21 protein-coding genes are annotated in these 20,924 nt (G+C 61.3%); 16 read left to right on the top strand and 5 right to left on the bottom strand.

Annotated features, from left to right (window positions below; translation table 11 throughout):
- Positions 1-51 precede the first annotated feature (51 nt).
- Positions 52-1,380 (bottom strand): OmpP1/FadL family transporter, encoded by a 1,329-nt coding sequence (locus ACT6QG_RS00870; protein ID WP_444975712.1) that lies wholly within the window; start codon positions 1,378-1,380, stop codon positions 52-54.
- Between the two features lie 333 nt (positions 1,381-1,713).
- On the opposite strand from ACT6QG_RS00870, the gene ACT6QG_RS00865 reads away from it, so the two are divergent.
- The 9 genes from ACT6QG_RS00865 to ACT6QG_RS00825 all read left to right on the top strand — a co-directional run bounded on the left by ACT6QG_RS00865 (position 1,714) and on the right by ACT6QG_RS00825 (position 11,900).
- On the top strand, positions 1,714-2,145 hold the full coding sequence (locus tag ACT6QG_RS00865) for a MerR family transcriptional regulator (protein ID WP_444975711.1): 432 nt from the start codon (positions 1,714-1,716) through the stop codon (positions 2,143-2,145).
- 60 nt (positions 2,146-2,205) lie between these two features.
- The gene (locus ACT6QG_RS00860; RefSeq protein ID WP_444975710.1) at positions 2,206-3,342 is read left to right on the top strand and encodes a thiolase family protein; all 1,137 of its coding nucleotides are present in this window, start codon (positions 2,206-2,208) and stop codon (positions 3,340-3,342) included.
- Positions 3,343-3,353: 11 nt separating this feature from the next.
- A complete protein-coding gene (locus tag ACT6QG_RS00855; RefSeq protein ID WP_444975709.1) occupies positions 3,354-5,684 on the top strand; it encodes a 3-hydroxyacyl-CoA dehydrogenase/enoyl-CoA hydratase family protein in 2,331 nt (776 codons plus the stop codon).
- A gap of 93 nt (positions 5,685-5,777) precedes the next feature.
- Entirely contained in the window at positions 5,778-7,568 is a 1,791-nt protein-coding gene (locus ACT6QG_RS00850) for an acyl-CoA dehydrogenase C-terminal domain-containing protein (protein WP_444975708.1), read from the top strand.
- A 95-nt stretch (positions 7,569-7,663) separates the two neighbouring features.
- Positions 7,664-7,978, top strand: coding sequence for an SCP2 sterol-binding domain-containing protein (locus ACT6QG_RS00845; protein WP_444975707.1), 315 nt, complete (start codon positions 7,664-7,666; stop codon positions 7,976-7,978).
- A 133-nt stretch (positions 7,979-8,111) separates the two neighbouring features.
- Complete coding sequence (locus ACT6QG_RS00840) at positions 8,112-8,969, top strand: 3-hydroxyacyl-CoA dehydrogenase (RefSeq protein WP_444975706.1); 858 nt, start codon at positions 8,112-8,114, stop codon at positions 8,967-8,969.
- A 412-nt stretch (positions 8,970-9,381) separates the two neighbouring features.
- Entirely contained in the window at positions 9,382-10,371 is a 990-nt protein-coding gene (locus ACT6QG_RS00835) for an NAD(P)H-dependent flavin oxidoreductase (RefSeq protein WP_444975705.1), read from the top strand.
- 55 nt (positions 10,372-10,426) lie between these two features.
- Complete coding sequence (locus tag ACT6QG_RS00830) at positions 10,427-11,170, top strand: enoyl-CoA hydratase-related protein (protein WP_444975704.1); 744 nt, start codon at positions 10,427-10,429, stop codon at positions 11,168-11,170.
- A gap of 133 nt (positions 11,171-11,303) precedes the next feature.
- Positions 11,304-11,900: an acyl-CoA thioesterase gene (locus ACT6QG_RS00825; protein ID WP_444975703.1), complete on the top strand. Its 597-nt coding sequence runs from the start codon at positions 11,304-11,306 to the stop codon at positions 11,898-11,900.
- A gap of 196 nt (positions 11,901-12,096) precedes the next feature.
- Here ACT6QG_RS00825 and ACT6QG_RS00820 read toward each other — a convergent pair whose 3' ends face one another.
- From ACT6QG_RS00820 to ACT6QG_RS00805, 4 genes are all read right to left on the bottom strand, one after another.
- Positions 12,097-13,122 (bottom strand): DUF3829 domain-containing protein, encoded by a 1,026-nt coding sequence (locus ACT6QG_RS00820; protein ID WP_444975702.1) that lies wholly within the window; start codon positions 13,120-13,122, stop codon positions 12,097-12,099.
- A 127-nt stretch (positions 13,123-13,249) separates the two neighbouring features.
- Entirely contained in the window at positions 13,250-13,777 is a 528-nt protein-coding gene (locus tag ACT6QG_RS00815; RefSeq protein ID WP_444975701.1) for a hypothetical protein, read from the bottom strand.
- A 36-nt stretch (positions 13,778-13,813) separates the two neighbouring features.
- A complete protein-coding gene (locus tag ACT6QG_RS00810) occupies positions 13,814-14,167 on the bottom strand; it encodes a hypothetical protein (RefSeq protein ID WP_444975700.1) in 354 nt (117 codons plus the stop codon).
- A 445-nt stretch (positions 14,168-14,612) separates the two neighbouring features.
- Positions 14,613-15,107 (bottom strand): GNAT family N-acetyltransferase, encoded by a 495-nt coding sequence (locus ACT6QG_RS00805; protein ID WP_444975699.1) that lies wholly within the window; start codon positions 15,105-15,107, stop codon positions 14,613-14,615.
- A gap of 264 nt (positions 15,108-15,371) precedes the next feature.
- Here ACT6QG_RS00805 and ACT6QG_RS00800 point away from each other — a divergent pair, with 264 nt between their 5' ends.
- The 7 genes from ACT6QG_RS00800 (at position 15,372) to ACT6QG_RS00770 (ending at position 20,481) form a co-directional block, all read left to right on the top strand.
- Complete coding sequence (locus tag ACT6QG_RS00800) at positions 15,372-16,274, top strand: helix-turn-helix domain-containing protein (protein ID WP_444975698.1); 903 nt, start codon at positions 15,372-15,374, stop codon at positions 16,272-16,274.
- Between the two features lie 393 nt (positions 16,275-16,667).
- The gene (locus tag ACT6QG_RS00795) at positions 16,668-17,825 is read left to right on the top strand and encodes an amine dehydrogenase large subunit (RefSeq protein ID WP_444975697.1); all 1,158 of its coding nucleotides are present in this window, start codon (positions 16,668-16,670) and stop codon (positions 17,823-17,825) included.
- Entirely contained in the window at positions 17,825-18,394 is a 570-nt protein-coding gene (locus ACT6QG_RS00790; RefSeq protein ID WP_444975696.1) for a MauE/DoxX family redox-associated membrane protein, read from the top strand. Before ACT6QG_RS00795 ends, ACT6QG_RS00790 begins: the two co-directional genes overlap by 1 nt.
- Positions 18,395-18,403: 9 nt before the next feature.
- Complete coding sequence (locus tag ACT6QG_RS00785; RefSeq protein WP_444975695.1) at positions 18,404-18,997, top strand: redoxin domain-containing protein; 594 nt, start codon at positions 18,404-18,406, stop codon at positions 18,995-18,997.
- Between the two features lie 23 nt (positions 18,998-19,020).
- On the top strand, positions 19,021-19,557 hold the full coding sequence (locus ACT6QG_RS00780) for a methylamine dehydrogenase light chain (protein WP_444975694.1): 537 nt from the start codon (positions 19,021-19,023) through the stop codon (positions 19,555-19,557).
- Positions 19,554-20,006: a c-type cytochrome gene (locus tag ACT6QG_RS00775; protein ID WP_444975693.1), complete on the top strand. Its 453-nt coding sequence runs from the start codon at positions 19,554-19,556 to the stop codon at positions 20,004-20,006. The genes ACT6QG_RS00780 and ACT6QG_RS00775 overlap by 4 nt, the downstream gene beginning before the upstream one ends.
- Before the next feature lies 1 nt (position 20,007).
- Positions 20,008-20,481, top strand: a complete 474-nt coding sequence (locus tag ACT6QG_RS00770) for a c-type cytochrome (RefSeq protein WP_444975692.1) — start codon at positions 20,008-20,010, stop codon at positions 20,479-20,481.
- Positions 20,482-20,924: the final 443 nt, after the last annotated feature.

Here is a 20,924-nt window from a genome sequence, read left to right as displayed (position 1 = left end):
AGGTGAGTGTTCACGCCTCTGCTTCGCGAGCTTGTCCGTTGCCGGGTCGGCCTATTTGGTGATCAGTTCCGGCTGCACGAGGCCCGAACTGTCGAACCGGTAGCGCAGGCCGGCGGAAACGATGTGCACATAGCCATTGTTCACCTCGCCGATGAGGTTGCCGCGGCTCATGTTTCCGGGTGCCAGCTGGTACTGGTCGATGGGGCTCTTCTCGCCGAGAATGAAGCTGTAGCCGAGGTCGGCGGAGAATTGCGGCGAGAACCAGTAGGTGGCGCCGGCCGAGAACCATGTGCGGTTGGTGTCGGGCATGCGCGGGGAGCGGGTCTTGTCCGGCACGGGAGTCAGCTCGTAGGCGACACCGGCGCGCAGGGCCAGATTGGCATCCCAGAGATATTCAACACCGGCGGAGAAGAACCAGCCGTCCTTCCATTCCAGATCGAGCAGGCTTGCAGGCTTGCCCTCGGACATGATCTCAAGCTGCTTCAGCACCGACCAGTTGGTCCATTCCAGCGAGCCGAGAACGGTCCATTTTTCATCGAGCTGCGAGCGGAACGAGGCCGAGATCTGGTCCGGCAGGGTGATGTCGGCCCGGGCACTGCGCTGGGCAAACTGGTTGTTCATGAACAGCAGGTTGAGGTCGCCATCGAGGCTCTGCTTCACCGCGGAGCGATAGCCAACACCCACAGTGGTTCCGGGCGCGAGGGTGAACACTGCGCCAAGACCGAAGCCGACGCCAAGCGAATCACCAATCACCTGCGCGGAGCCGATCGTCGGCCCGGCCGCGGAGACGCCGAGAATCTGCGCATTGTCGAGATGGGCGTGGAAATAGTTGATGTTCACGCTGCCGCCGAGCACCAGCCAGTCATTCACCTTATAGGCGAGCGAGACCTGACCGTTGACATCGAAAATGCTGGACTTGCAGCCATAATAGGCGCCAGCCCAGTTGCAATTCGCTTTGGTGACAAGGCCATAGGGGGAATTGAGCGAGAGGCCCATGACCATGTTGTCCCAGCCATAGGCGGCATAGCCGGAGGGCAGCAGACCGCTTTTGGTGATGTTGCCGACGCCGAGATTTCCAAGGTTGCTGCCGAACGCATTGGTGGCGCGGTAAACGTCGATGCTGGCGTGCGGCATGACAAGAGAGAAGTTCTGCTCGACGCTCAGGCCGGGTGTGAAGTTCACCGCGGCCGGGTTCCAGTACATCGAGGCAAGGCCCGCGCCGCCGGAGGTCGCGTAACCGGCGTAGGAGGTGCCCTGGTAGTAAGAGCTTTGTTCGCGAAGGTTAAATCCGCCCGCCTGAGCCGTATGCCCCGCAAAAAGCACGGTGAGTGATGCTGCAATCCCGCCGACACGGCGAGCGAAAATGCTTGAACTGGGCATACCGCCCCCCTTTTAATTGAACTGACGTTTCCCCGGGGCTTCGGCTTGAATGCCTGCCCATTACGTTTTTATGATTACCTATACGGCAATATAGAGCCCATTAGGTCATGCTCGTCAACAGGCATTCAATCCTGGATGGCATACTATCTCATCAATGTGAGAGAGTCGCAGGAATCATGCTGGGTAACGTTTTCAAGGGAAGAACTGAATCTGTCGAGTGAACTTTCGAACGTAACGCAGCGTCAGATTACGGATCGCGTTTTCCGCCGAAAGTATTGCGTATACGTCTCCAATGTGACTTAATGAGAAATAGGTTGACGTATAGGTGATGGCGTGGCATCAAATGAAAAAAACAATAGTGACGGGTTGACCGACACCTTTTTCAGCGTCGCGGAACTGGCTCGTGCGCTCGCTACCACGCCGCGCACGATCCGCTTCTATGAGGACAAGGGGCTTCTGGCCCCATGCCGCGCCGGGGTCATGAGGGTCTACACAAAGCGCGACAGGGCGCGAATGGTGTTGATCCTGCGGGGCAAGCGGCTCGGCTTCTCGCTGCAGGAGATCAAGGAATATCTTGATCTCTACGAACTGGATCCGACCCAGGCGGACCAGTTGCGGCTCTTGAAGAGGAGGGTGGGGGAACGGCTTGAAATGTTGGAAAAGCAACGTCAGGCCATCGACGAAATGATGGTTGAGCTCAAGGATATTGAGGAACAGTCTCTTTCGGCTCTTCATTCGGCGCTGCAAGGCAGCGGACCGGTCTGACGCATCAGGGCAATTGCGCTTTTCTTAAATACAATATCAATCGCTGGCAGGAACGCTCACATGCAGAACGTTGTTATTGCGGGTTACGCCCGTTCGCCTTTCACGCTCGCCAAGAAGGGTGAGCTGGTCCGTGTGCGCCCGGACGATCTGGCCGCACAGGTGGTGGCGGAGCTGGTCGCCCGTACCGGAGTGAAGGCGGAAGATATCGAGGATCTCATCCTCGGCTGCGCTTTTCCTGAAGCCGAGCAGGGCTTCAACGTCGCCCGTCTGGTGGGCATGATCGCCGGTCTGCCCCAGTCGGTGGCGGGCGTGACGGTGAACCGCTTCTGCGGCTCCTCCATGCAGTCGGTGCATATTGCCGCCGGCCAGATCCAGCTTGGCGCGGGCGAGGTCTTTCTGTGCGCCGGGGTGGAGAACATGACCCGTGTGCCGATGACCGGCTTCAACCCCATGCCGAATGCCGCGCTCTACGAGAAGATGCCGCAGGCCTATATGGGCATGGGCGATACCGCTGAAAATGTCGCCAAGAAGTGGCAGATCACCCGCGATGAGCAGGATGCCTTCGCCCTGAAGAGCCAGGAAAAGGCCACTCGCGCCGATGCCGAGGGCCGCTTCAAGGCCGAGATCGTGCCGATCCGCTCCAATGGCAAGAGTGTCGAGCAGGATGGCTGTATCCGCCGCGATGCGACGCTTGAGGCCCTTGCCGGCCTGAAGCCCGCCTTCGACCAGAATGGCACCGTCACCGCCGGTACCTCCTCTCCTCTCACCGATGGCGCCTCTGCCGTGCTGGTCTGCACCGAGGCCTATGCCGAGAAGAACGGCCTTGAGCCCCTCGCCCGCGTGAAGAGCGTGGCGGTGGCCGGCTGTGCGCCGGAGATCATGGGCATCGGCCCTGTCGGGGCCACCCGCAAGGCTCTGGCTCGCGCCGGCATCACCATCAATGATGTGGATGTGGTGGAGCTGAACGAGGCTTTCGCCTCCCAGGCCATTGCCTGCCAGCGCGAGCTGGGCATTCGCGAAGAGACTCTCAATATCGATGGCGGCGCCATTGCGCTTGGCCATCCGCTTGGCGCGACGGGTGCGCGCATTGTCGGCAAGGCGGCGTCCCTGCTGAAGCGCGAAGGCGGCAAATATGCCCTCGCCACCCAGTGCATCGGCGGCGGACAGGGTATCGCCACCGTCCTCGAGCGCATCTGAGGGAGGCGCTTATGGGCTTCGAGATCAAAAAGGTCGCCGTTATCGGCGCCGGCGTCATGGGTGCGGGCATTGCCGCGCACGTGGCCAATGCGGGTATCGAGGTGCTGCTGCTGGACATCGTTCCCGCGGGCGCTGAAAACCGCAATGTCATTGCCGAGACGGCAGTGGCCAAGCTGCTGAAGGCGGATCCTGCCGCCTTCATGTCCAAGCGCGCGGCAAAGCTGGTGAAGGCCGGCAATATCGAGGACAATATTGCCGATCTGGCCAGCTGTGACTGGATCATCGAGGCGGTCATCGAGCGGATCGACATCAAGCAGCAGCTTTATGCGAAGATCGAGGCGGTGCGCCGTCCCGGCTCCGCCGTGTCGTCCAACACCTCGACCATTCCGCTGGCTGATCTCACCGCCGGCCTGCCGGAAAGCTTCCGTCGCGATTTCCTCATCACCCACTTTTTCAATCCGCCGCGCTATATGCGCCTGCTGGAGATCGTGGCGGGGGTGGATTCCAACCCTGAAACCGTGGCGGCTGTGTCGCGCTTTGCCGATGTGAAGCTCGGCAAGACCATCGTGAACTGCAAGGACACGCCCGGCTTCATCGCCAACCGGCTTGGCACCTACTGGCTGCAGCTTGCGGTCGGCGAGGCGTTCAATTTGGGCCTGCGGGTGGAAGACGCCGATGCCGTGATGGGCCGGCCCTTCGGCTTCCCCAAGACCGGCGTGTTCGGCCTGATCGACCTTGTGGGGCTCGACCTGATGCCGCATGTGCAGGGCTCCCTGAAGGGCGCGCTGCATGCTTCCGACCCGTTCCATGCCACGCTGCGCGATGATCCACTCATCACCAGGATGATCGAGAGTGGTCATACGGGCCGCAAGGGCAAGGGCGGCTTCTACCGGCTCAACCGCGCTGACGGGCAGAAGCTGAAGGAAGCCATCGATCTGGCCACGGGTGAGTATCGTCCGCGTGCAAGGGCGTCTGTGGCCGAGTTGCGCGATGGCGGCGGCAGGGATCTTCATGCCCTGATGTCGGCTCCCGGTGCCGGCGGGCGCTATGCCCGTGCCGTGATGGCGCGGACCCTGAGCTATGCCGCCCGCCTCATTCCCGAGGCTGCCGACGATATCGTGGCTGTCGATGACGCCATGAAGCTCGGCTATAACTGGAAATATGGCCCGTTCGAGCTGATCGACCGGATCGGCGCCGCCAATCTCATCGCGCTGCTCAAGGCGGATGGGGAAGAAGTGCCTGCATTGCTCGCCCAGGCGGCGGACAAGAGCTTCTACCGGGTGGAAAACGGCACGCGGCAGTATCTCGGCCTCGATGGTGCCTATCACGACATCGTCCGTGCCGAGGGCGTTCTGCTTCTTGCCGATATCAAGCTGAAGTCGCAGCCTCTCCTGAAGAATGGCTCGGCCTCCTTGTGGGATATCGGCGATGGCGTGGTGTGCCTGGAGTTCACCTCCAAGGGCAACTCCCTCGACGAGAGCATCATCAACCTGCTCACCCGGTCGCTGAAGCTCACCAAGGAGAAGTACAAGGCCCTCGTCATCTATAATGAGGGAACGAACTTCTCTGTCGGCGCCAATCTCGGCCTTGCACTGTTCGCCTGCAATATCGCGGCGTTCGGTGAGGTGGAGAAGCTGGTGGCGGCAGGCCAGAAGGCCTATCAGGACATGAAGCACGCCCCCTTCCCGGTGGTGGCGGCGCCTTCCGGCCTCGCGCTTGGCGGCGGCTGCGAGATCCTGCTTCATGTCAGCGCCGTGCAGGCCCATGCGGAAAGCTATGTCGGCCTTGTGGAATGCGGCGTTGGCCTGCTTCCGGCCTGGGGTGGCTGCACCGCCATGCTGGAGCGTTGGGCGAGCGATCCGAAATTCCCCAAGGGGCCGATGCCTGCGCCCTCCAAGGTGTTCGAGACGGTTTCCACCGCCACTGTCGCCAAGTCGGCGGCCGAGGCCAAGGAGCTGAAGTTCCTGCGTGAAAGCGACGGCATCACCATGAACCGTGATCGCCTCCTCGCCGACGCCAAGGCCCGCGCCCTGTCCCTCGTGGATGGCTACCAGCCGCCCAAGCCCGTGGAACTCAGCCTGCCCGGTCCGTCCGGCAAGGCCGCCATGGACATGGCCGTGGAAGGCTTCTTCCAGCGTGGCCTTGCCACGAAGCATGACCGTGTGGTCTCCGGCGTTCTCGCCGAAGTGCTGACAGGCGGTGATGCCGACCATATCGCGCCGGTGGGTGCCGACAGGCTGCTGGAGCTGGAGCGGGAGGGCTTCATGAAGCTCATCCGCACCTCCGCCACGCTGGACCGTATCGAGCACATTCTCGAAACCGGCCGGCCGCTCAGGAACTGAACGACATAACCCGCCTCGCATTGCGCGAGGCAGCCCCTCTCCCGCAGCATCTGGCCGGGAGAGGGGTGACAATAAAGATTTGGGAGCCACGCCATGCAGGTCTATAGTCCGCCGCTGCGCGACATGCGCTTCGTTCTCCACGAGTTGCACGGCAGCGAGGAGCTGACCCGGCTCAAGGGGTTCGAGGAGGTCACGCCCGATCTCATCGACGCCGTGCTCGATGAAGCCGCAAAATTTGTCACCGAGGTCGTGGCGCCGCTCAACCAGAGCGCCGATCTTGAGGGCTGCACCCTGGAAGACGGGGTGGTGCGCACCCCGAAGGGGTTCAAGGAAGCCTATCGCACCTTTATCGAAGGCGGCTGGAACGGTATCGCCTGCGATCCGAAATATGGGGGCCAGGGCCTGCCGGCTTCGGTCAACAAGCTGGTCGAGGAGATGCTGTGCTCTGGCAATCTCGCCTTCGGCCTGTGTCCCGGCCTGACCTTCGGTGCCTATGCGGCGCTCAAGGACTTCGCCTCCGACGAGCTGAAGGACCGCTATCTGCCCAAGATGGTGGAGGGCGTGTGGTCCGGCTCCATGTGCCTGACCGAGCCCCAGTGCGGCACCGATCTCGGCCTCGTGCGCACCCGCGCCGTGCCGCAGGAGGATGGCAGCTACAAGATCACCGGCAACAAGATCTTCATCTCCGCCGGCGAGCAGGACCTGACCGAGAACATCATCCATCTGGTGCTGGCGCGCATGCCTGACGCCCCCAAGGGTATCAAGGGCATCTCCCTGTTCCTGGTGCCGAAATTCCTGCCGAATGAGGATGGTTCGGTTGGCCCCCGCAACGGGGTGCTGTGCACCGGCATCGAGCACAAGATGGGCATCCACGCCTCCTCCACCTGCCAGCTCGCCTTTGATGACGCGACCGGCTGGCTTGTTGGCGAGCCCCACAAGGGCATGCGCGCCATGTTCGCCATGATGAACTCGGAGCGCCTCGCCGTGGGCACCCAGGGTCTCGGCATTGGCGAGGCGGCCTATCAGGGCGCCGTGGCTTATGCGAAGGAGCGCCTGCAGGGCCGCGCCCTTTCCGGTGCGAAATATCCGGACAAGCCGGCCGATCCCATCATCGTGCATCCGGATGTACGCCGTTCGCTCATGACCATGCGGGCCTATAATGAGGGCTGCCGGGCGCTTGGCGGCTGGGTGGCGCGTGCTCTCGATGTGATGGAGCATGCCGAGGATGCGCAAGAGCGCAAGCAGGCCGGGGATTTCATCGCCCTGATGACCCCCATCGTGAAGGCGCTGTTCACCGATCTGGGCTTCTCCAATGCCTCCCTGGGCATGCAGGTCTATGGCGGCCACGGCTATATTCGTGACCATGGCATGGAGCAGTATCTGCGGGATGCGCGCATCGCCATGATCTATGAGGGCACCAATGGCGTGCAGGCTCTGGATCTGGTGGGGCGCAAGCTGCCGGCACATATGGGCCGCTATCTGCGCAGCTTCTTCCATCCCGTTCTGGCCTATATGGACGAGAAGCTGGACGACGATAATCTCGCCCCGCTCATCACGCCCCTGAGCAAGGCTTTCGGCGCGCTCCAGCTCGCCACGGCCCATATCGCCGAGAAGGGCATGAAGGATCCGGAGGAGGCCGGCGCTGCCGCCACCGATTATCTGCGGCTCTTCGGTCTTGTGGCTCTTGGCTATATCTGGGTGCGCATGGCCGAGGTGGCGTTCGAGAAGAAGGAAAGCGCCGATGGCGATGCGGCCTTCTACGAGGCCAAGATCGTCACGGCCCGCTTCTATATCGAGAAGCTGCTGCCCGAGGTCGCGGCCCTGTGGGGCTCCATCAAGGCGGGCAAGGGCGCGCTGATGGCGCTTGACGAGGAAGCCTTCTGATCTGGCACATGGTGTATTGATCGGCCTCTCCTCCCGAGGCCGCACCTCAACCCGCCCCGCATGGGGCGGTTCTTTTTCATCCAAAGGGGGTTCCTATGGCTGATCTGTCTTCTCTCATCGAAGCCATGCACGAGCGCGCAGATGCCCTCGCCACGCTCGGCTACAAGGTGCGCTTCGATCTGTCCGATACCGGCGAATCCATCTTTCTCGACGCCACCTCCGGTGATGATGTCACCCTGAGCGAGGGCGCGGGCGAGGCCGATGCGGTGCTCAAGCTCTCCACCTCCACCCTCGACAAGCTGATTGCCGGCCGCCTCGGCCCGATGATGGCTTTCTCGACCGGGCGGCTGAAGGTGGAAGGCTCGCGCGGCGTTGCCCTCAAGCTGGCGAGCCTGCTCGGCGGGGAGTGACCCGCCGCCCTCGCCATCTCATCCCCGCATCCGCTTTCGGGGCGCGCGCGACGGCCGGGCCGGGCCGGCCGGGCACCATATCCATGCCCCTTTCCGGGCATTGGAACATTCCTTGGGTGACAGGAGAGTGCGCATGGATGCCATTGGCAAGGTGGCTGTTCTCGGCATCGGGGTGCTGGGTTCGCAGATCGCGTTTCAGGTGGCATTCAAAGGGCTTCAGGTCACCGCCTACGATATTGATGCCAAAGCGCTGGAAGGGGCGGACAAGCGCCTGAACGACCTGACCGGCACCTATGAAAAGCTCGTTCCCGGAGCGAGCGCCGCGAAGGTGGGGCAGGCGCGGGCGCGCATCACCCTCACCTCCGATCTTGCCGCCGCCGTTGCTGATGCCGATCTCGTCATCGAGGCGGTGCCGGAAGTGCTGGCCATCAAGCAGGAGATCTATGGCAGGATCTCGAGGCTTGCCCCGGCCAGAACCATTTTCGCCACCAATTCCTCAACCTTGCTGCCAAGCGAGATGAAGGATTTCACCGGCCGACCCGACCGCTTCCTCGCCCTGCATTTCGCCAACCAGATCTGGTGCTTCAATACGGCCGAGGTGATGGGCACGCCGGAGACCGATCCGGCCGTTTTCGAGCATGTCATCTGCTTCGCCCGGGCGATCGGCATGGTGCCGATTCCCCTGCGGAAGGAAAAGGCCGGCTATATCCTCAATTCGCTTCTTGGACCGCTCTTGACCGCCGCCGCCAATCTGGCGGCCGGGGACTATGCCGATCCCCATGATGTCGACAAGGTGTGGCGGATCGCGACGGGTGCACCACTGGGGCCATTCCAGATTTTCGATATTATCGGCCTCAGCACGCCCTACAATATCATGTCGCATGGTGATGAGAAGTCACAGGAAATCGCGGCATGGATGAAGAAAAACTATATCGACAAGGGCAAGCTGGGCGTGGCCACGGGCGAGGGATTCTACTCCTACAAGTCATGAGCCGGATTCATGCGGCCCATCCATGTGCCCTCCGGTCTGGCCTTCAGGCCTGTTTGGCCCGCTGAACCCTGTATATGGGCGCGGCCAGCGCAGGGGAGGGGCTTGAAGCCCTGTACGCGCCATGCCGCGCGGGCGGGGCGGATGATTGCATATCCTTCTGAAAACAGACGCTTGAGGCGCATTGCCGCCGAAGCGGGCGTGGTGGCCGCGCCATGCCCCGCCAGAACGAACCGGAATGCCTCCCGACACAGCTTGCGCATGACGTATAGGTTATGCTTTATACGTATAGGTAAAAATTACGGATGGGATCACCGATGTCGTATCCGATGGGAAGAAACGCCATGCCGGAAATACCGGCCCTGACATCTGCAGAACGGGGCATGTCTGATTGCGCCCACACGGATGCATCCAGATGACGGCGCTAGAGAGCCGCCTGCCTCAGGCCCTTCGCGGTACGCTGGCCCTGCCGGTCATCGCATCGCCCATGTTCATCGTTTCCGGGCCGGATCTGGTGATCGCCGAATGCCTTTCCGGCATCGTCGGTTCATTTCCCGCCCTCAATGCCCGCGCGCCCGATACGCTTGATGGCTGGATCACCCGCATCAAGACGGCCCTTGCCGAGGCCCGCGCCGCCGATCCGAACCGGCGGATCGCCCCCTTCGCGGTGAACCAGATCGTCCATGCCTCCAACACCCGGCTGGAGCAGGACATGGAGGTGTGCGTCGCCCATGAGGTGCCGCTCATCATCACCTCCCTGCGGGCGCCGGGCGAGGTGGTGCGCGCTGCCCACTCCTATGGCGGGGTGGTGTTTCATGATGTCACCACCGTGCGCCACGCCGAAAAGGCGCTGGAAGCGGGGGTGGATGGCCTCATCCTTGTGTGCTCGGGTGCGGGCGGCCATGCCGGCACGCTGAGCCCCTTCGCCCTGTTGGGCGAGGTGCGCCGCTTCTATGACGGGCCGCTGGTGCTGGCCGGCGCCATCACCACGGGTGATGCCATTCTGGCCGCGCAGGCCATGGGGGCTGATCTTGCCTATATGGGCACGCGCTTCATCGCGACGGAGCAGGCCAATGCGGTGCCCTCCTACAAGGAGATGATCGCCTCCTCCACGGCGGCAGATATCCTCTATTCCCCTTTCTTCACCGGCGTGCCGGGCAATTATCTCAAGCCCAGTATCGCTGCCGCCGGTCTTGATCCCGACAACCTGCCGTATGCCGACAAGAGCGCCATGGATTTCGGCTCGGCCCAGGTGAAAGCGTGGCGCGATGTGTGGGGTGCCGGTCAGGGCGTTGGCACCATCACCGATGTGCCACCTGTGGCCGAGGTGGTCGCTCGCCTCGGCCACGAATATCAGCAGGCTCTCGCCCGCCTTTCAGGGACAGCGGCGCGGTTTATCGCCTGAGGCGCCGCCCTGCCGCCGAGGCAGGCCATCCATATACGGAAAGCAGGACATTCCCATGGCCAAGAGCCTTCTCATCACGGAGCCGCACCCCGGCGTGCGGCGTCTCACCATCAACCGGCCGGATCGGCGCAATGCGCTCGATCAGGCCACCTATTCCGCCCTTGCCGCGGCGCTTGAGGCCGCGGCACATGACAAGAGCGTGCGCGCCGTGGTGCTGACAGGTGCCGGCGGCTGCTTCACCGCCGGCAATGATCTTGCCGATTTCCAGAACATGCCCGATGACGAGCCCATTGCCGGGCTCGCCTTTCTGGATGCCATTGTCGCCTTTCCAAAGCCCCTGGTGGCGGCTGTCGAGGGCTTTGCGGTGGGCATCGGCGTGACCATGCTGTTGCATTGCGATCTGGCCTATGCCGGCGCGACAACCCGCTTCCGCCTGCCCTTTGTCAATCTTGGCCTGTGTGCGGAGGGTGGGTCGAGCTATCTGCTGCCGCTTGTCGCCGGAACCAAGAAGGCGGCCGAGCTGCTGTTGCTGGGCGAGAGCTTCAGTGCCGATGCGGCAAGGGATGCGGGCATTGTGAACGGGGTGACGGAAGAGGGCGAGGCGCTTGCCCAGGCCGAGGAAAAGGCCGTGGCACTGGCCGCCCTGCCGGCACAGGCTGTCGCTGTCACCAAGCGCCTGCTGCGCCATGGCACGGCGGATGCAGTGGGGCGGGCGCTTGTCATGGAAGCCGAGCAGTTCCGCGCGCTGCGCCTCACCCCGGAGGCCCAGGCGGCCTTCGCGGCTTTCTTCAGGAAATGAGGGGGCTTGCGCCATCCGCGCATGGCGGGCAAAAAAAGCCCGCCACCCTCACATCATGCCTCTCATTTGGCGGGGTGCCTGAGGCAGCCCTCATCAGCCGCATAACCCTGCCGCGACAGGATGGAGTACAGCCGTGATCCCATGGTTTCGGATGATCCGCATTGTCGTGGCGGCGCTTCGCGCCCCGCGCCTGCCCATGCCGCATGGGCGCTCGGTCGTGACCATGCGGGTCTGGCCGAATGATCTCGATCTCAATCTGCACATGAACAATGGCCGCTACCTGACCCTGATGGATCTGGGGCGGACAGACCTTCTGCTGCGCGCCGGGCTGGGCCGCACGCTGATGCGCGAGCGCTGGATGCCCGTGATCACCGGATCGGTTGTGCGCTACCGGCGCTCGCTGGCGCCTTTCCAGAAGTTCGATCTTGAAACCTCGATCATCGGCTGGACCGGCAATTCGATTTTCATGGAGCACCGCTTCATCATCGCCTCCGGCCGGGGCAGGGGCGAGGTTGCGGCCACGGCCACGGTGCGCGGCACATTGCTGGACAGCAGCAGCGGCGTGCACAAGGTGGAGATCGTGAAGATCTTCGCCGCGCTTGGCCTTGTGCTGGATGAACCGCCCCCGGAAGGCGTGTTCATCAGCGCGTGCGATGAGGCAAATCTGGTCAGTCTCGGGCTGGACCGCACATCCGAGCCGAAGCCTGAGGTTCAGCCCCTGCCCATATAAAGCCGCAAGGGTTGGGGAGCGATGTAAGCATTTCCGCGCTGATCTGGCAGTGAGGCGGAATATTCGGGCATATAGGCCTCGAATATATTCCGCTCTTCTTCTGAAGAGCGGAATTTTGAGCATTCACCGCCAGACCGGACGAGAGACAAGGGCCCGCGCCCTCCCGATCATGAAAGGCGCGGGATCTTGTGGAGGCTCAGGCGTCCGGGGTCATGTTGTAGTTGCGGATCATGCTATTGTAATCTTTCTGCAGCTTTGAAAACTGGGCCTCAATGGCCTGATCGCGCGGGTTTGTGGCAAGCAGTCTCCGGAAGTCCTTCAGATCCACAAGGATCGTGTTGAAGTTGCCGGACATGGCAAACCATTTGGGCGTGTTGCCGCGTCTTGTCTTCGTGTCAGGGTGAGCCTTGGCAAAAGCATCGGCCTGATCGAAAGCAGCCTGATAGTCGCGCTCGATCTTCTCTATCCCGGCGGCATCCAGCGGGCCCTTTTCGGCAAGATTGTCGATGTCATCCATGGCGCGCCGGGCCGCCAGCGAAACATTCAGGGTCTGCCAGCTGAAATTCTGTGCTCCAAAGGCCTGCTCGATAGCGACGAGCCGCTTTTCCCGCAGCATGTGATTGCGTTCTGAAACGATATCCCTGAGCTTGTCTTCAGCATCGAAGAGCCGGGTGAAGAGCGGCATGAGCTGCTCATCCAGCTCTTTGCCCTTCTTCATATTGTCATCAATATTGTCCTTGCGGCTGTAATAGAGATCCACCTCGTTCATCACCGGAATGAGCTGCTCCAGCGTGTCGGCAAAAATCCTGCCCTGCTCATCAAGGCCCGCATCTGCCGGCGCCATGGTGATTGCACCCCTGAGGCCGGAAATACAGTCGCGCGATATGGAGTTGTTCCGCTCATACACCTTGACCTTGAAGCTGGCGGCAATTCTTGTCGCGCCGGGTGTGCTGGCCAGATGCGGATATTCGCTGGCATAATTCTGCGCATGGTTGCGCAAGGGGCTGGCCACATCATTGAGGCAGGTGATGACAGGCTGAAGCTTTTCTTCCAGCTGGATGTCCTCTGGCTTCAATGAAATCTGCCCATCGCCGAGCACGGATGCGCCGGATACACCGACCTTCATCTCCTGCGGCAGCCATTCATTGAACCGGCCTGTCGCATAACCGCCGACAATAATGGCGATTGCACCCAATATGATAATGCTTCCAGCTTTGTTCATTCTCGTGCCCTGCAGATGAGTGTCATGCCCACCCGGGCACGCGGTTATTGGTAAGTGATGTAAGAAATGCGTATCTGGCGGACTTTTTATCCAAGACCTGTATTCAGATAAAATCCGCGAAACAGGCTCAGGTCTTCAATTCCTGAACATGTTTTTCAAGAAAATCTCTGATCGCAGCTGGATCAGCATCAAGCATGCCGGTTTCTATCAGAAACGGGCTGCCAAACTTTTCGCTCAATCCCCGCGCGGTTTCTCTGGGCCGACCGGAAGGCTGGTTTTCCACGAAGGACCGGATATCCTTGAGATGCAACATATATATGGATGCAGAGGCAAGCTTGTACCCTTGCACATCTGCCCAGTTGGCATTGAAACGCCCGGAAAAGCCATCAACAATAATGCCTTGCGCAGACAGTATCACTCTTGGCCTTGGGTGGCGCAGGCTGGTGAGCGCAAACTTCAAAAGACAGAGCGTCAGCGCAACGCCTGCGATGCCGATCGTGTAAAAGAGTTCGGGAATGCGCAATGGCCCAAATACAGAATCCGGATCCGGGCCATTGATCAGCATGACCACAAGAGCGACCAGAAGCACTGCGATACCGATGCTCCCCAAAATGAGCTTGTTCTTTTTCTGGTAGAGCTTCAGTTCGGCTGCCATATATGCTCCCAATCTATCATGGGGAATGACTATATCTTACTCTTCAAATCCGCTTTCCTCGGCGGTAATCGGCTTGCAGGCGCCACTGTCCTTCTCGCCAACCATGCGCTTGTCACGGATGATGGCACCCTTTCCAAGGTCGATTTCCCATGCAACCGAGCCTTCATTCAGGCTCGCCTTTCCATCGGAAAAGGTGCCCTGAGCTGTTCTCTGGCTTCCCGTCGCGGGCACATACACTCCGAATGTGCCGGCAGATGCATCAAGAGCGAAATTGAAGATCTGCGGCTTTCCTGACGGGCTGGTAAACTCGCAGCTCAGATAAGTGGGCGCGGCATAGGCGCTGGAGCCGGCAACAAGCAGGGCTGCAGCGGCGACAAGGGTTGATGTCATGGTTTTCATCTGTGAGCCTCGCATGTGGGGGGATCCGAAATTTTTGATGCTGTGTATTCAGGGCCATATTTGAGGGTTTCAAATATGGCTACCGTATTGATTCCGGCGCATTTCGCTTTCTAAAACGGAATGACTTAAGGTCTTTCCAGATTATCTTCATTGATTTGACCTTGAGGCATGTATAGGCGAAATATTCACCGACCGCTCTGCCCTGTCATCCAGTCTTTTTCCAGCCTCGTCAGAAATGCATCATGCAACTGGACCATTGCATGGGTCGTTCATCTCTCCAACCGGACTTGTTCTCTCATCCACCAGTTTCCAGTCGTGCCCCGCCAGTAGATCTTGGGAAACAAGGGGAGGGTGTCTTCGGGGCTTTCATGGGCAGGCGCTTTTTTCCCGCAGGGCATTCCAGGCCGTGCCGGACGGGGCGCGCGGGAAGGTGCCTTCAGAGGGTCAGTTCATAGGTCACCCAGCTGGCTGCCGTGGCGACATCATCATAGAGGCGGCGCGCGGTGGCATTGTCCTGCGCAGTCACCCAGCTCAGCATGGCCCAGCCCCGTGCGCGGGCTGCTTCATTCAGGGCATGGATAAGCTGGCGCCCGATACCGCGGCCGCGCAGGGAGGGGTCGACGAAAAGATCGTCCAGAAACCCGGCATCCCGCCCAAGCAGCGGCCTTGGCTGCGGCCAGAAATGTGCAAAGCCGACAACGCGATCACCCGACACAGCCACATACCCTTCGAGCGGATGCTCCGGATCATGCAGCCAGGCCCATGTCTGGTCGAGAATGGTCTCGGTCATCGGCACCTTGTAGAAGGCGGCATAGGCCCTGTAGAGTTCTCTCCATGCTTGTGCATCCAGTTGCGTCACGGCGCGGATTTCAGCTGCTCCCGATGTGGCCTCATGCAGGCTCTGGCACTCTGGATTGGATGGCCCGGTCATTGGAAGATGTCCTTGTGGCTGTGTCGGTTCAAATTTTGGCCAGAGCGTCTACCCTTAATTGGATGGAGTGAGTCCCGCCAATTGAGGGGAGATGAGCAGACCAATCCTCCGCTGCATGCAGGGCCGTGCGGGTTCTGTTGCGCTTCCCGCTTCCGGGCGGGGGCGGTTTCTGTTGTGGGAGGAAACATTTTTGCCTTGACGGGGCGCCGGTTTGGGGAGCTCAAATTCCACACTGGAATCTGCTCCAGCACGCAGGGAGGGACAATGTACAGCAGCAGGACGTTTCATGACGCCTCAGTACAGGAAACGGCCCTGCCGGGATGGCAGCAAAGATACACCCAGCTTTCTTCCGGTCGTTTCGAGGGCACGGTGGCTCTCTTGCAACTGGGGGACATGATGGTGATGCGCGAGCGGATCAATGTCTCCATCGAGCAAAGATATCTGCCGCCGGAAAACAGCCTGACCCTGTTCAGCCATGCGCCAACATCCGGCGGCTTTCATGTGCACGGGGCCTATTATCCCAGTCCCACCATCGGTTTTGATTGCAGCCGCAGCGAGGCTCTGATCGTCACCCGTCCGCATGCCGACATGATGCTGCTGGTGGTGGACAAGGACGTGCATGCGCAGGATGTCGAGGACACCATTGGCATCTTTCGCACACAGGGCATGAAGCGCGCGCAGGATCTGTTCGCCTGGCTTGGCTCTCTGCTGGAGATGTGCGGCAGTATCGGCTCCTCCCTTCCGGAAGATGTTCTGCTTCTTTTGCCAGACCTGATCAAGGATCGGCTCACTCTTCTTCTGGATGAGGCGCAGGGTGAGCCGGACAGTCGTGACGGGCAGGAGCGCCATATCTATGTCCAGTGCATGGACTGGCTGGAGGCGCATCCCAATATGCCGGCGACCATAACCCGGCTCTCACATGCGCTGGGCATGCCGCATCAGCGTCTGCGGCGCGCCTGCCTGCATGTCACCGGGCACGGGCTGGATTCCATACTGATGCTGCATCGTCTGAATGGTGCCCACCGCGCCCTGCTTGCTGCGCGGGAGAGCCGGTGCAAGGTTTCCGATGTTGCGCTGGACTGGGGATTTCTCCATTGGGGGCGCTTCTCGGTGCGTTATCATGAGCTGTTCGGCGAGGTTCCCTCGCAGACCCTGCGGGCCGGGTAATGGATGCGCGTGAGGCGCACGGCGCTGCTATGAGATTCCTGGCGCGCTGAAGGTTTTTTCCGGCTGCATCTATTGAGCCCGCTGCGGGTCTGACAGCCTGAAACAGGTGATCGCGGAAGCGGAATTGCGCCCTTCCGCCCGGCACACATTCCTGATGATTTTTTCGAAATACAGACAGGGAAGCCGCGGCCCCCTGGGGTGCGCTCGTCCGTGCGTCGGGTTTGTTGGAAGCGCTTATAAATCATTATTTATCAACGCGCTATACATAATTGCATAAAAAATATGCATTCTAAAAATGCCTATCGAGTAGGCATATGCCTCAAACCGGCTGGATAGATTTAGGTTTTTCCCGCGCCTAGCCTCCTGAAAAGACAAGCGTGCGGAGACAATCACATGCGTTTTTTCACCTCGGGCCTCACAGCGCTGGCTCTTGTGCTTTCAGTGGGTGGTGCTCACGCGGAAGAGAATTTCGTTCCAGAAAAACTCACGGTTGAAGAACGCATTCCCCCCGGTCCCAATCTATTCGTGGTGGACCAGAACTGGGCGGGCGCCAGCAACATCTCGGTCTTCGGTGTGAAGGATCTGGACATGCGCGGCATTGTCAGCGTGGGCCTCATCACCCAATACACCCTCTCGCCGGACCGCAAGACCATCTATACCGCGTCCTCCTATGCAAAGCGCATCACCTATGGGCCGCAGGAAGCGGTATTGCAGGAGTTTGATGTCGAAACGCTGACAGAAAAGCGCGAGATCATCATTTCCGACAAGATGGCGATGGTGGCGCCACAGAATAACGCTCTCGTGCTCTCGGCGGATGGCCAGTATATCTTCATCCAGAATGCCACCCCCGCCACCTCTGTCTCGGTGGTGGACCTGAAGGCCGGCAAGCAGATTGCCGAAGTGCCAACCCCGGGCTGCTGGTCCATTCATCCGGCACTGAAGGGCGTGCGCTTCACCACCATGTGCGGCGACGGCACCTTCCAGTCCTTCACCATCCAGCCCGACGGCACGTTCTCAAAGCCTGAAAAGAGCGCGAAGATCTTCGATGCCGACAAGGACGCCCTGTTCACCATCAGCCAGCGTCGCGGTGAGGATCTGCTGTTCATCTCCTTCAGCGGAAAGCTGTATTCCATCTCGGATGCATCCGGACCGGCCAGGCTGGTCGAGTCATTCTCCATCACCGAAGGACAGGTGGAAGAAGGGGAGACATGGGCCCCCGGCGGCTTCCAGGTCATCGCCTATAATGCCCCCAATGATGTGCTGTTCGTCACCATGCATCCGGATGCGAAGAATGGCAGCCACAAGAATCCGGCGCATGAAATCTGGCCGGTGCATGTCGCCAGCAAGAAGGTGCTCTATCGTTCTCCTGTCGAGGGTGTGAAGTCCATCGCGGTCACGCAGGACAAGGCCCCCATCCTGTTCGGCGCAGATGATGATGAGGCAGTGCTCACCCGCTATGCCGTGGACCCGGAAGCCAAATTCGCCGCCAAGCTGACCGGCAAGGTGGAGGATATCGGCGAAATGCCCCTGCAACTGTTTGTGGGGCCCTGATGGAAAGCACCCTTCTTTCAGCCTCACAAGGCATGGTGGCGGCCACTGCCACCACCTTCACGGCTCTCATCTTCCTGCGCGCGGTCTGGCATAAGCTGAGCGATTACAGCGGCTTCACCGGATTCATGGCGGATTATCGCCTGTTGCCGGAAAAGGCGGTGGAGCCGGCGGCCATCGGGCTCATCGCTGCGGAAATGGCCACCATCGCCCTGCTGGCATGGCCCGCCACAAGGCCGGCTGGCGCGGGATTGGCGGTTGCCCTGCTGGCGCTTTATGCGGGCGGCATGGCCATCAACATTGCCCGTGGGCGCACACAGGTGGAGTGCGGATGCGGAGGGCCTGCCCAGCCGCTGTCCCTCACGCTTCTGGCCCGCAATGCGGCTCTGGCCCTTATTGCGCTGGCCGCGGCGCTGCCCGGCGGCACCCTCGGCCTTGCGGAGGCCGGCATTTCCATCATCAGCGGGTTCACGGCCTGGCTGCTTTATGCGGGCATCGAGCAATTGCTGGCCAATGCCGGGCAGATGCGCCTGGCAGGCACACCGCGCATCGCGCCTTCCAGAAAGAATTGAGCTGAAGACATGACTGCACTCATCTTTGCCGTCGCCATTCTCTGGCTGCTTGTTCTCATCCTTATCGGCGTCGTCTTTGCCCTGGCGCGGCAGGTTGGCATCCTGTTCGAGCGTGTCACGCCGGTGGGCGCCATGGTGAATGACACCGGGCCCAAGGTGGGCGAGGCCAGCTCCACATTCTCCCTGCCCAGCCTGAATGGCGGCGAGGTGGTGATCGGCCCGCGTGGCCAGCGCAGCACGCTGGTCTTCTTCCTCTCCACCACATGCCCCATCTGCAAGAAGATCCTGCCGGCATTGCAGGACATGCGCGACAGCGAGGGCCGTTGGCTGGATATCGTGCTGGCCAGTGATGGCGAGGAGAAGCTGCACCGCGCCTTCATCCGCAAGGCCGGGCTGGACGCTTTTCCCTATGTGCTCTCGGCCGAGCTGGGTATGAGCTATCGCATCTCCCGCCTGCCGTTCGCAGTGCTCATCGATGGCGCGGGCATCGTGCGCGCAAAGGGGCTCATCAACAGCCGCGAGCAGCTCGAAAGCCTGTTCAACGCCACCGAGATGGGGGTGCCCTCCATCCAGAGCTTCCTCAGCGCCCCGGCCCATTCCTGACACTCCTCATCGGAGGCATTTCAATGACCAGTTTCATCGACCGCATGCTCAAGCTGATCGACACGGCAACTGAAAAGACCAGTCGCAGCGCCGCAACCCAGTATGGCCGCCGTTCGTTTCTCTCCAAGGCCGGTGTGGCTCTGGTGGGCGGCGCCCTGATGCCGGTGCTTCCTTTCGACCGCACGGGTGGTTCCGCCTTTGCCGCGGAAACGGACGGGGATGATGTCACATCCTGCGATTACTGGCGCTATTGCGCGCTCGACGGCAATCTGTGCAACACCTCGGGCGGCAGCACCACCTCCTGTCCGCCGGGCACGTCCGCATCCAAGGTGGCCTGGGTTGGCACCTGCCAGAACCCGAAGGACGGGAAGGAGTATCTGGTTTCCTACAATGACTGCTGCGGCAAGGCGACCGTGCCCACATCCACCTTCTGCTTCCGTTCGGAAGGGGAGCGGCCGGCATACCGCATGGGCCTGCACAATGACATCAACTGGTGCATGGCCAATGCCAACAAGGGCTATCACTGTACGGTGGCGGTGCTTGTGGGGCTTGCCGAATGAGGGGGCCGCTTCGTCTGCTGCCGGTTCTGGGCCTTCTGGCGCCTGTCAGCCTCTCTCCTGTCCTTGCCGATGATCTCGGCAAGGAGTTTTTCGCCACTGTCTGCGCCGCCTGCCATGGCGAGGGGGGCGTGGGAACCGATGGTCTGGCCCCGCCCCTGGTGGATGCCGAACTGTGGGATGCTCTGGGGGACAAGTCTCCCGCTTATATTGCCGGAGTGATGGCGAACGGGCTCAGCGGCAAAATCACTGTCAACGGGCAGGATTATATCGGCCTTGTCATGCCGCCGCAGACGGAATCCGGCACGCCGGAAGAGCTGGTGGCGGCGGCCAACTATGTTCTGCAGGAGCTGAACGGCAAGCCGCAGAAGGTCAGCATCGCTGATCTGGATGCCGCCAGCACCCCGCCCCTGACGCACAAGCAGCTGCGGGCCCTGCGCGCGGGAGAGTGAAATGGCGGCGCGTCTGACCCATCTTGCATGTCTGGCCCTCATGCTGCTGGCAATCTGCGGGCTGATATTGCCGGCGGGCGCCGGAGAGGGGCCGGGCCGGGCTCCTTCCGCCCACGCCAATTATCTGCTGCGCTGCTCGGGTTGCCATCTGCCGGATGGCGAGGGCCTTCCGGCCAGTGGTATTCCGGCCTTTCCCGGTTATGTGGATGCACTGGCCGGAGACGATGAGGGTCGCACCTATATGGTGCATGTGCCGGGGGTCGTCAGTTCCAGCCTCACCGATGGCGAGATTGCCAGTGTCCTGAACTATGTGGTGGAGAAATGGGGTTCGCCCGCATCCATCCCGGCCTTCACGGCTGATGAGGTGACGCAGCGCCGCGCGCGGGAGGTGGAGGATGTGGTGCGCTATCGCCGGGCGATTGTGGAGCGGCTGAAGGCTTCAGGTCTCAAGGTTGCGGAATATCCGTGGCCGTAATTCTGGAATGCGGGGTGGAACAGGGGGGGGGTCATGGATGCGGCTTGCCAGGGCTGAATGGGCGGTGGTGGAGAGGGCCTTGTTGCACCGGCATTGCAGCGCAGGGCCTGATGCAGGGGTGGGAAAGGTCTGGATGCGGCAGTCGCGCGGGGGCATCCAGCATCGTGGCCCGCGCCACTGGCCGCTGAAGAGGGGGGCATCAGCACTGCCTCGCGCACTCCTGCGTCAAGCCGCCATCAGGAGCGTGCGCGCCCGCTGGTGCAGATCAGCCGGCACCGACCTTGGCCGCCATTTCAGTGAACGGAAGAATCTGGTCTTCCTTCAGACCGAACTGGCCTGCCGCAACGGCAACCTTTGTCAGATCCTCAGCGGCCACGGGGATGCGCTCGGAGAGAGCCATCAGGTCGCGGCCAAACTGCTTCACCCCATCTGCACCGGCGGCA

The organism is Haloleucobacter ellipsoideus (assembly GCF_052491725.1).
The sequence above is the reverse complement of the archived record's forward strand: the minus strand, read 5'-3'. Positions and strand labels throughout refer to the sequence as shown.

Excerpts from the sequence above, each read along its gene's own strand:
- ACT6QG_RS00845 (WP_444975707.1), top strand. The coding sequence starts at position 7,664 with ATGGCTGATCTGTCTTCTCTCATCGAAGCCATGCACGAGCGCGCAGAT.
- ACT6QG_RS00795 (WP_444975697.1), top strand. The coding sequence starts at position 16,668 with ATGCGTTTTTTCACCTCGGGCCTCACAGCGCTGGCTCTTGTGCTTTCA.
- ACT6QG_RS00820 (WP_444975702.1), bottom strand. The coding sequence starts at position 13,122 with ATGAACAAAGCTGGAAGCATTATCATATTGGGTGCAATCGCCATTATT.
- ACT6QG_RS00830 (WP_444975704.1), top strand. The coding sequence starts at position 10,427 with ATGGCCAAGAGCCTTCTCATCACGGAGCCGCACCCCGGCGTGCGGCGT.
- ACT6QG_RS00870 (WP_444975712.1), bottom strand. The coding sequence starts at position 1,380 with ATGCCCAGTTCAAGCATTTTCGCTCGCCGTGTCGGCGGGATTGCAGCA.
- ACT6QG_RS00780 (WP_444975694.1), top strand. The coding sequence starts at position 19,021 with ATGACCAGTTTCATCGACCGCATGCTCAAGCTGATCGACACGGCAACT.
- ACT6QG_RS00840 (WP_444975706.1), top strand. The coding sequence starts at position 8,112 with ATGGATGCCATTGGCAAGGTGGCTGTTCTCGGCATCGGGGTGCTGGGT.
- ACT6QG_RS00835 (WP_444975705.1), top strand. The coding sequence starts at position 9,382 with ATGACGGCGCTAGAGAGCCGCCTGCCTCAGGCCCTTCGCGGTACGCTG.
- ACT6QG_RS00850 (WP_444975708.1), top strand. The coding sequence starts at position 5,778 with ATGCAGGTCTATAGTCCGCCGCTGCGCGACATGCGCTTCGTTCTCCAC.
- ACT6QG_RS00810 (WP_444975700.1), bottom strand. The coding sequence starts at position 14,167 with ATGACATCAACCCTTGTCGCCGCTGCAGCCCTGCTTGTTGCCGGCTCC.
- ACT6QG_RS00800 (WP_444975698.1), top strand. The coding sequence starts at position 15,372 with ATGTACAGCAGCAGGACGTTTCATGACGCCTCAGTACAGGAAACGGCC.
- ACT6QG_RS00815 (WP_444975701.1), bottom strand. The coding sequence starts at position 13,777 with ATGGCAGCCGAACTGAAGCTCTACCAGAAAAAGAACAAGCTCATTTTG.
- ACT6QG_RS00860 (WP_444975710.1), top strand. The coding sequence starts at position 2,206 with ATGCAGAACGTTGTTATTGCGGGTTACGCCCGTTCGCCTTTCACGCTC.
- ACT6QG_RS00770 (WP_444975692.1), top strand. The coding sequence starts at position 20,008 with ATGGCGGCGCGTCTGACCCATCTTGCATGTCTGGCCCTCATGCTGCTG.
- ACT6QG_RS00775 (WP_444975693.1), top strand. The coding sequence starts at position 19,554 with ATGAGGGGGCCGCTTCGTCTGCTGCCGGTTCTGGGCCTTCTGGCGCCT.
- ACT6QG_RS00790 (WP_444975696.1), top strand. The coding sequence starts at position 17,825 with ATGGAAAGCACCCTTCTTTCAGCCTCACAAGGCATGGTGGCGGCCACT.
- ACT6QG_RS00785 (WP_444975695.1), top strand. The coding sequence starts at position 18,404 with ATGACTGCACTCATCTTTGCCGTCGCCATTCTCTGGCTGCTTGTTCTC.
- ACT6QG_RS00805 (WP_444975699.1), bottom strand. The coding sequence starts at position 15,107 with ATGACCGGGCCATCCAATCCAGAGTGCCAGAGCCTGCATGAGGCCACA.
- ACT6QG_RS00855 (WP_444975709.1), top strand. The coding sequence starts at position 3,354 with ATGGGCTTCGAGATCAAAAAGGTCGCCGTTATCGGCGCCGGCGTCATG.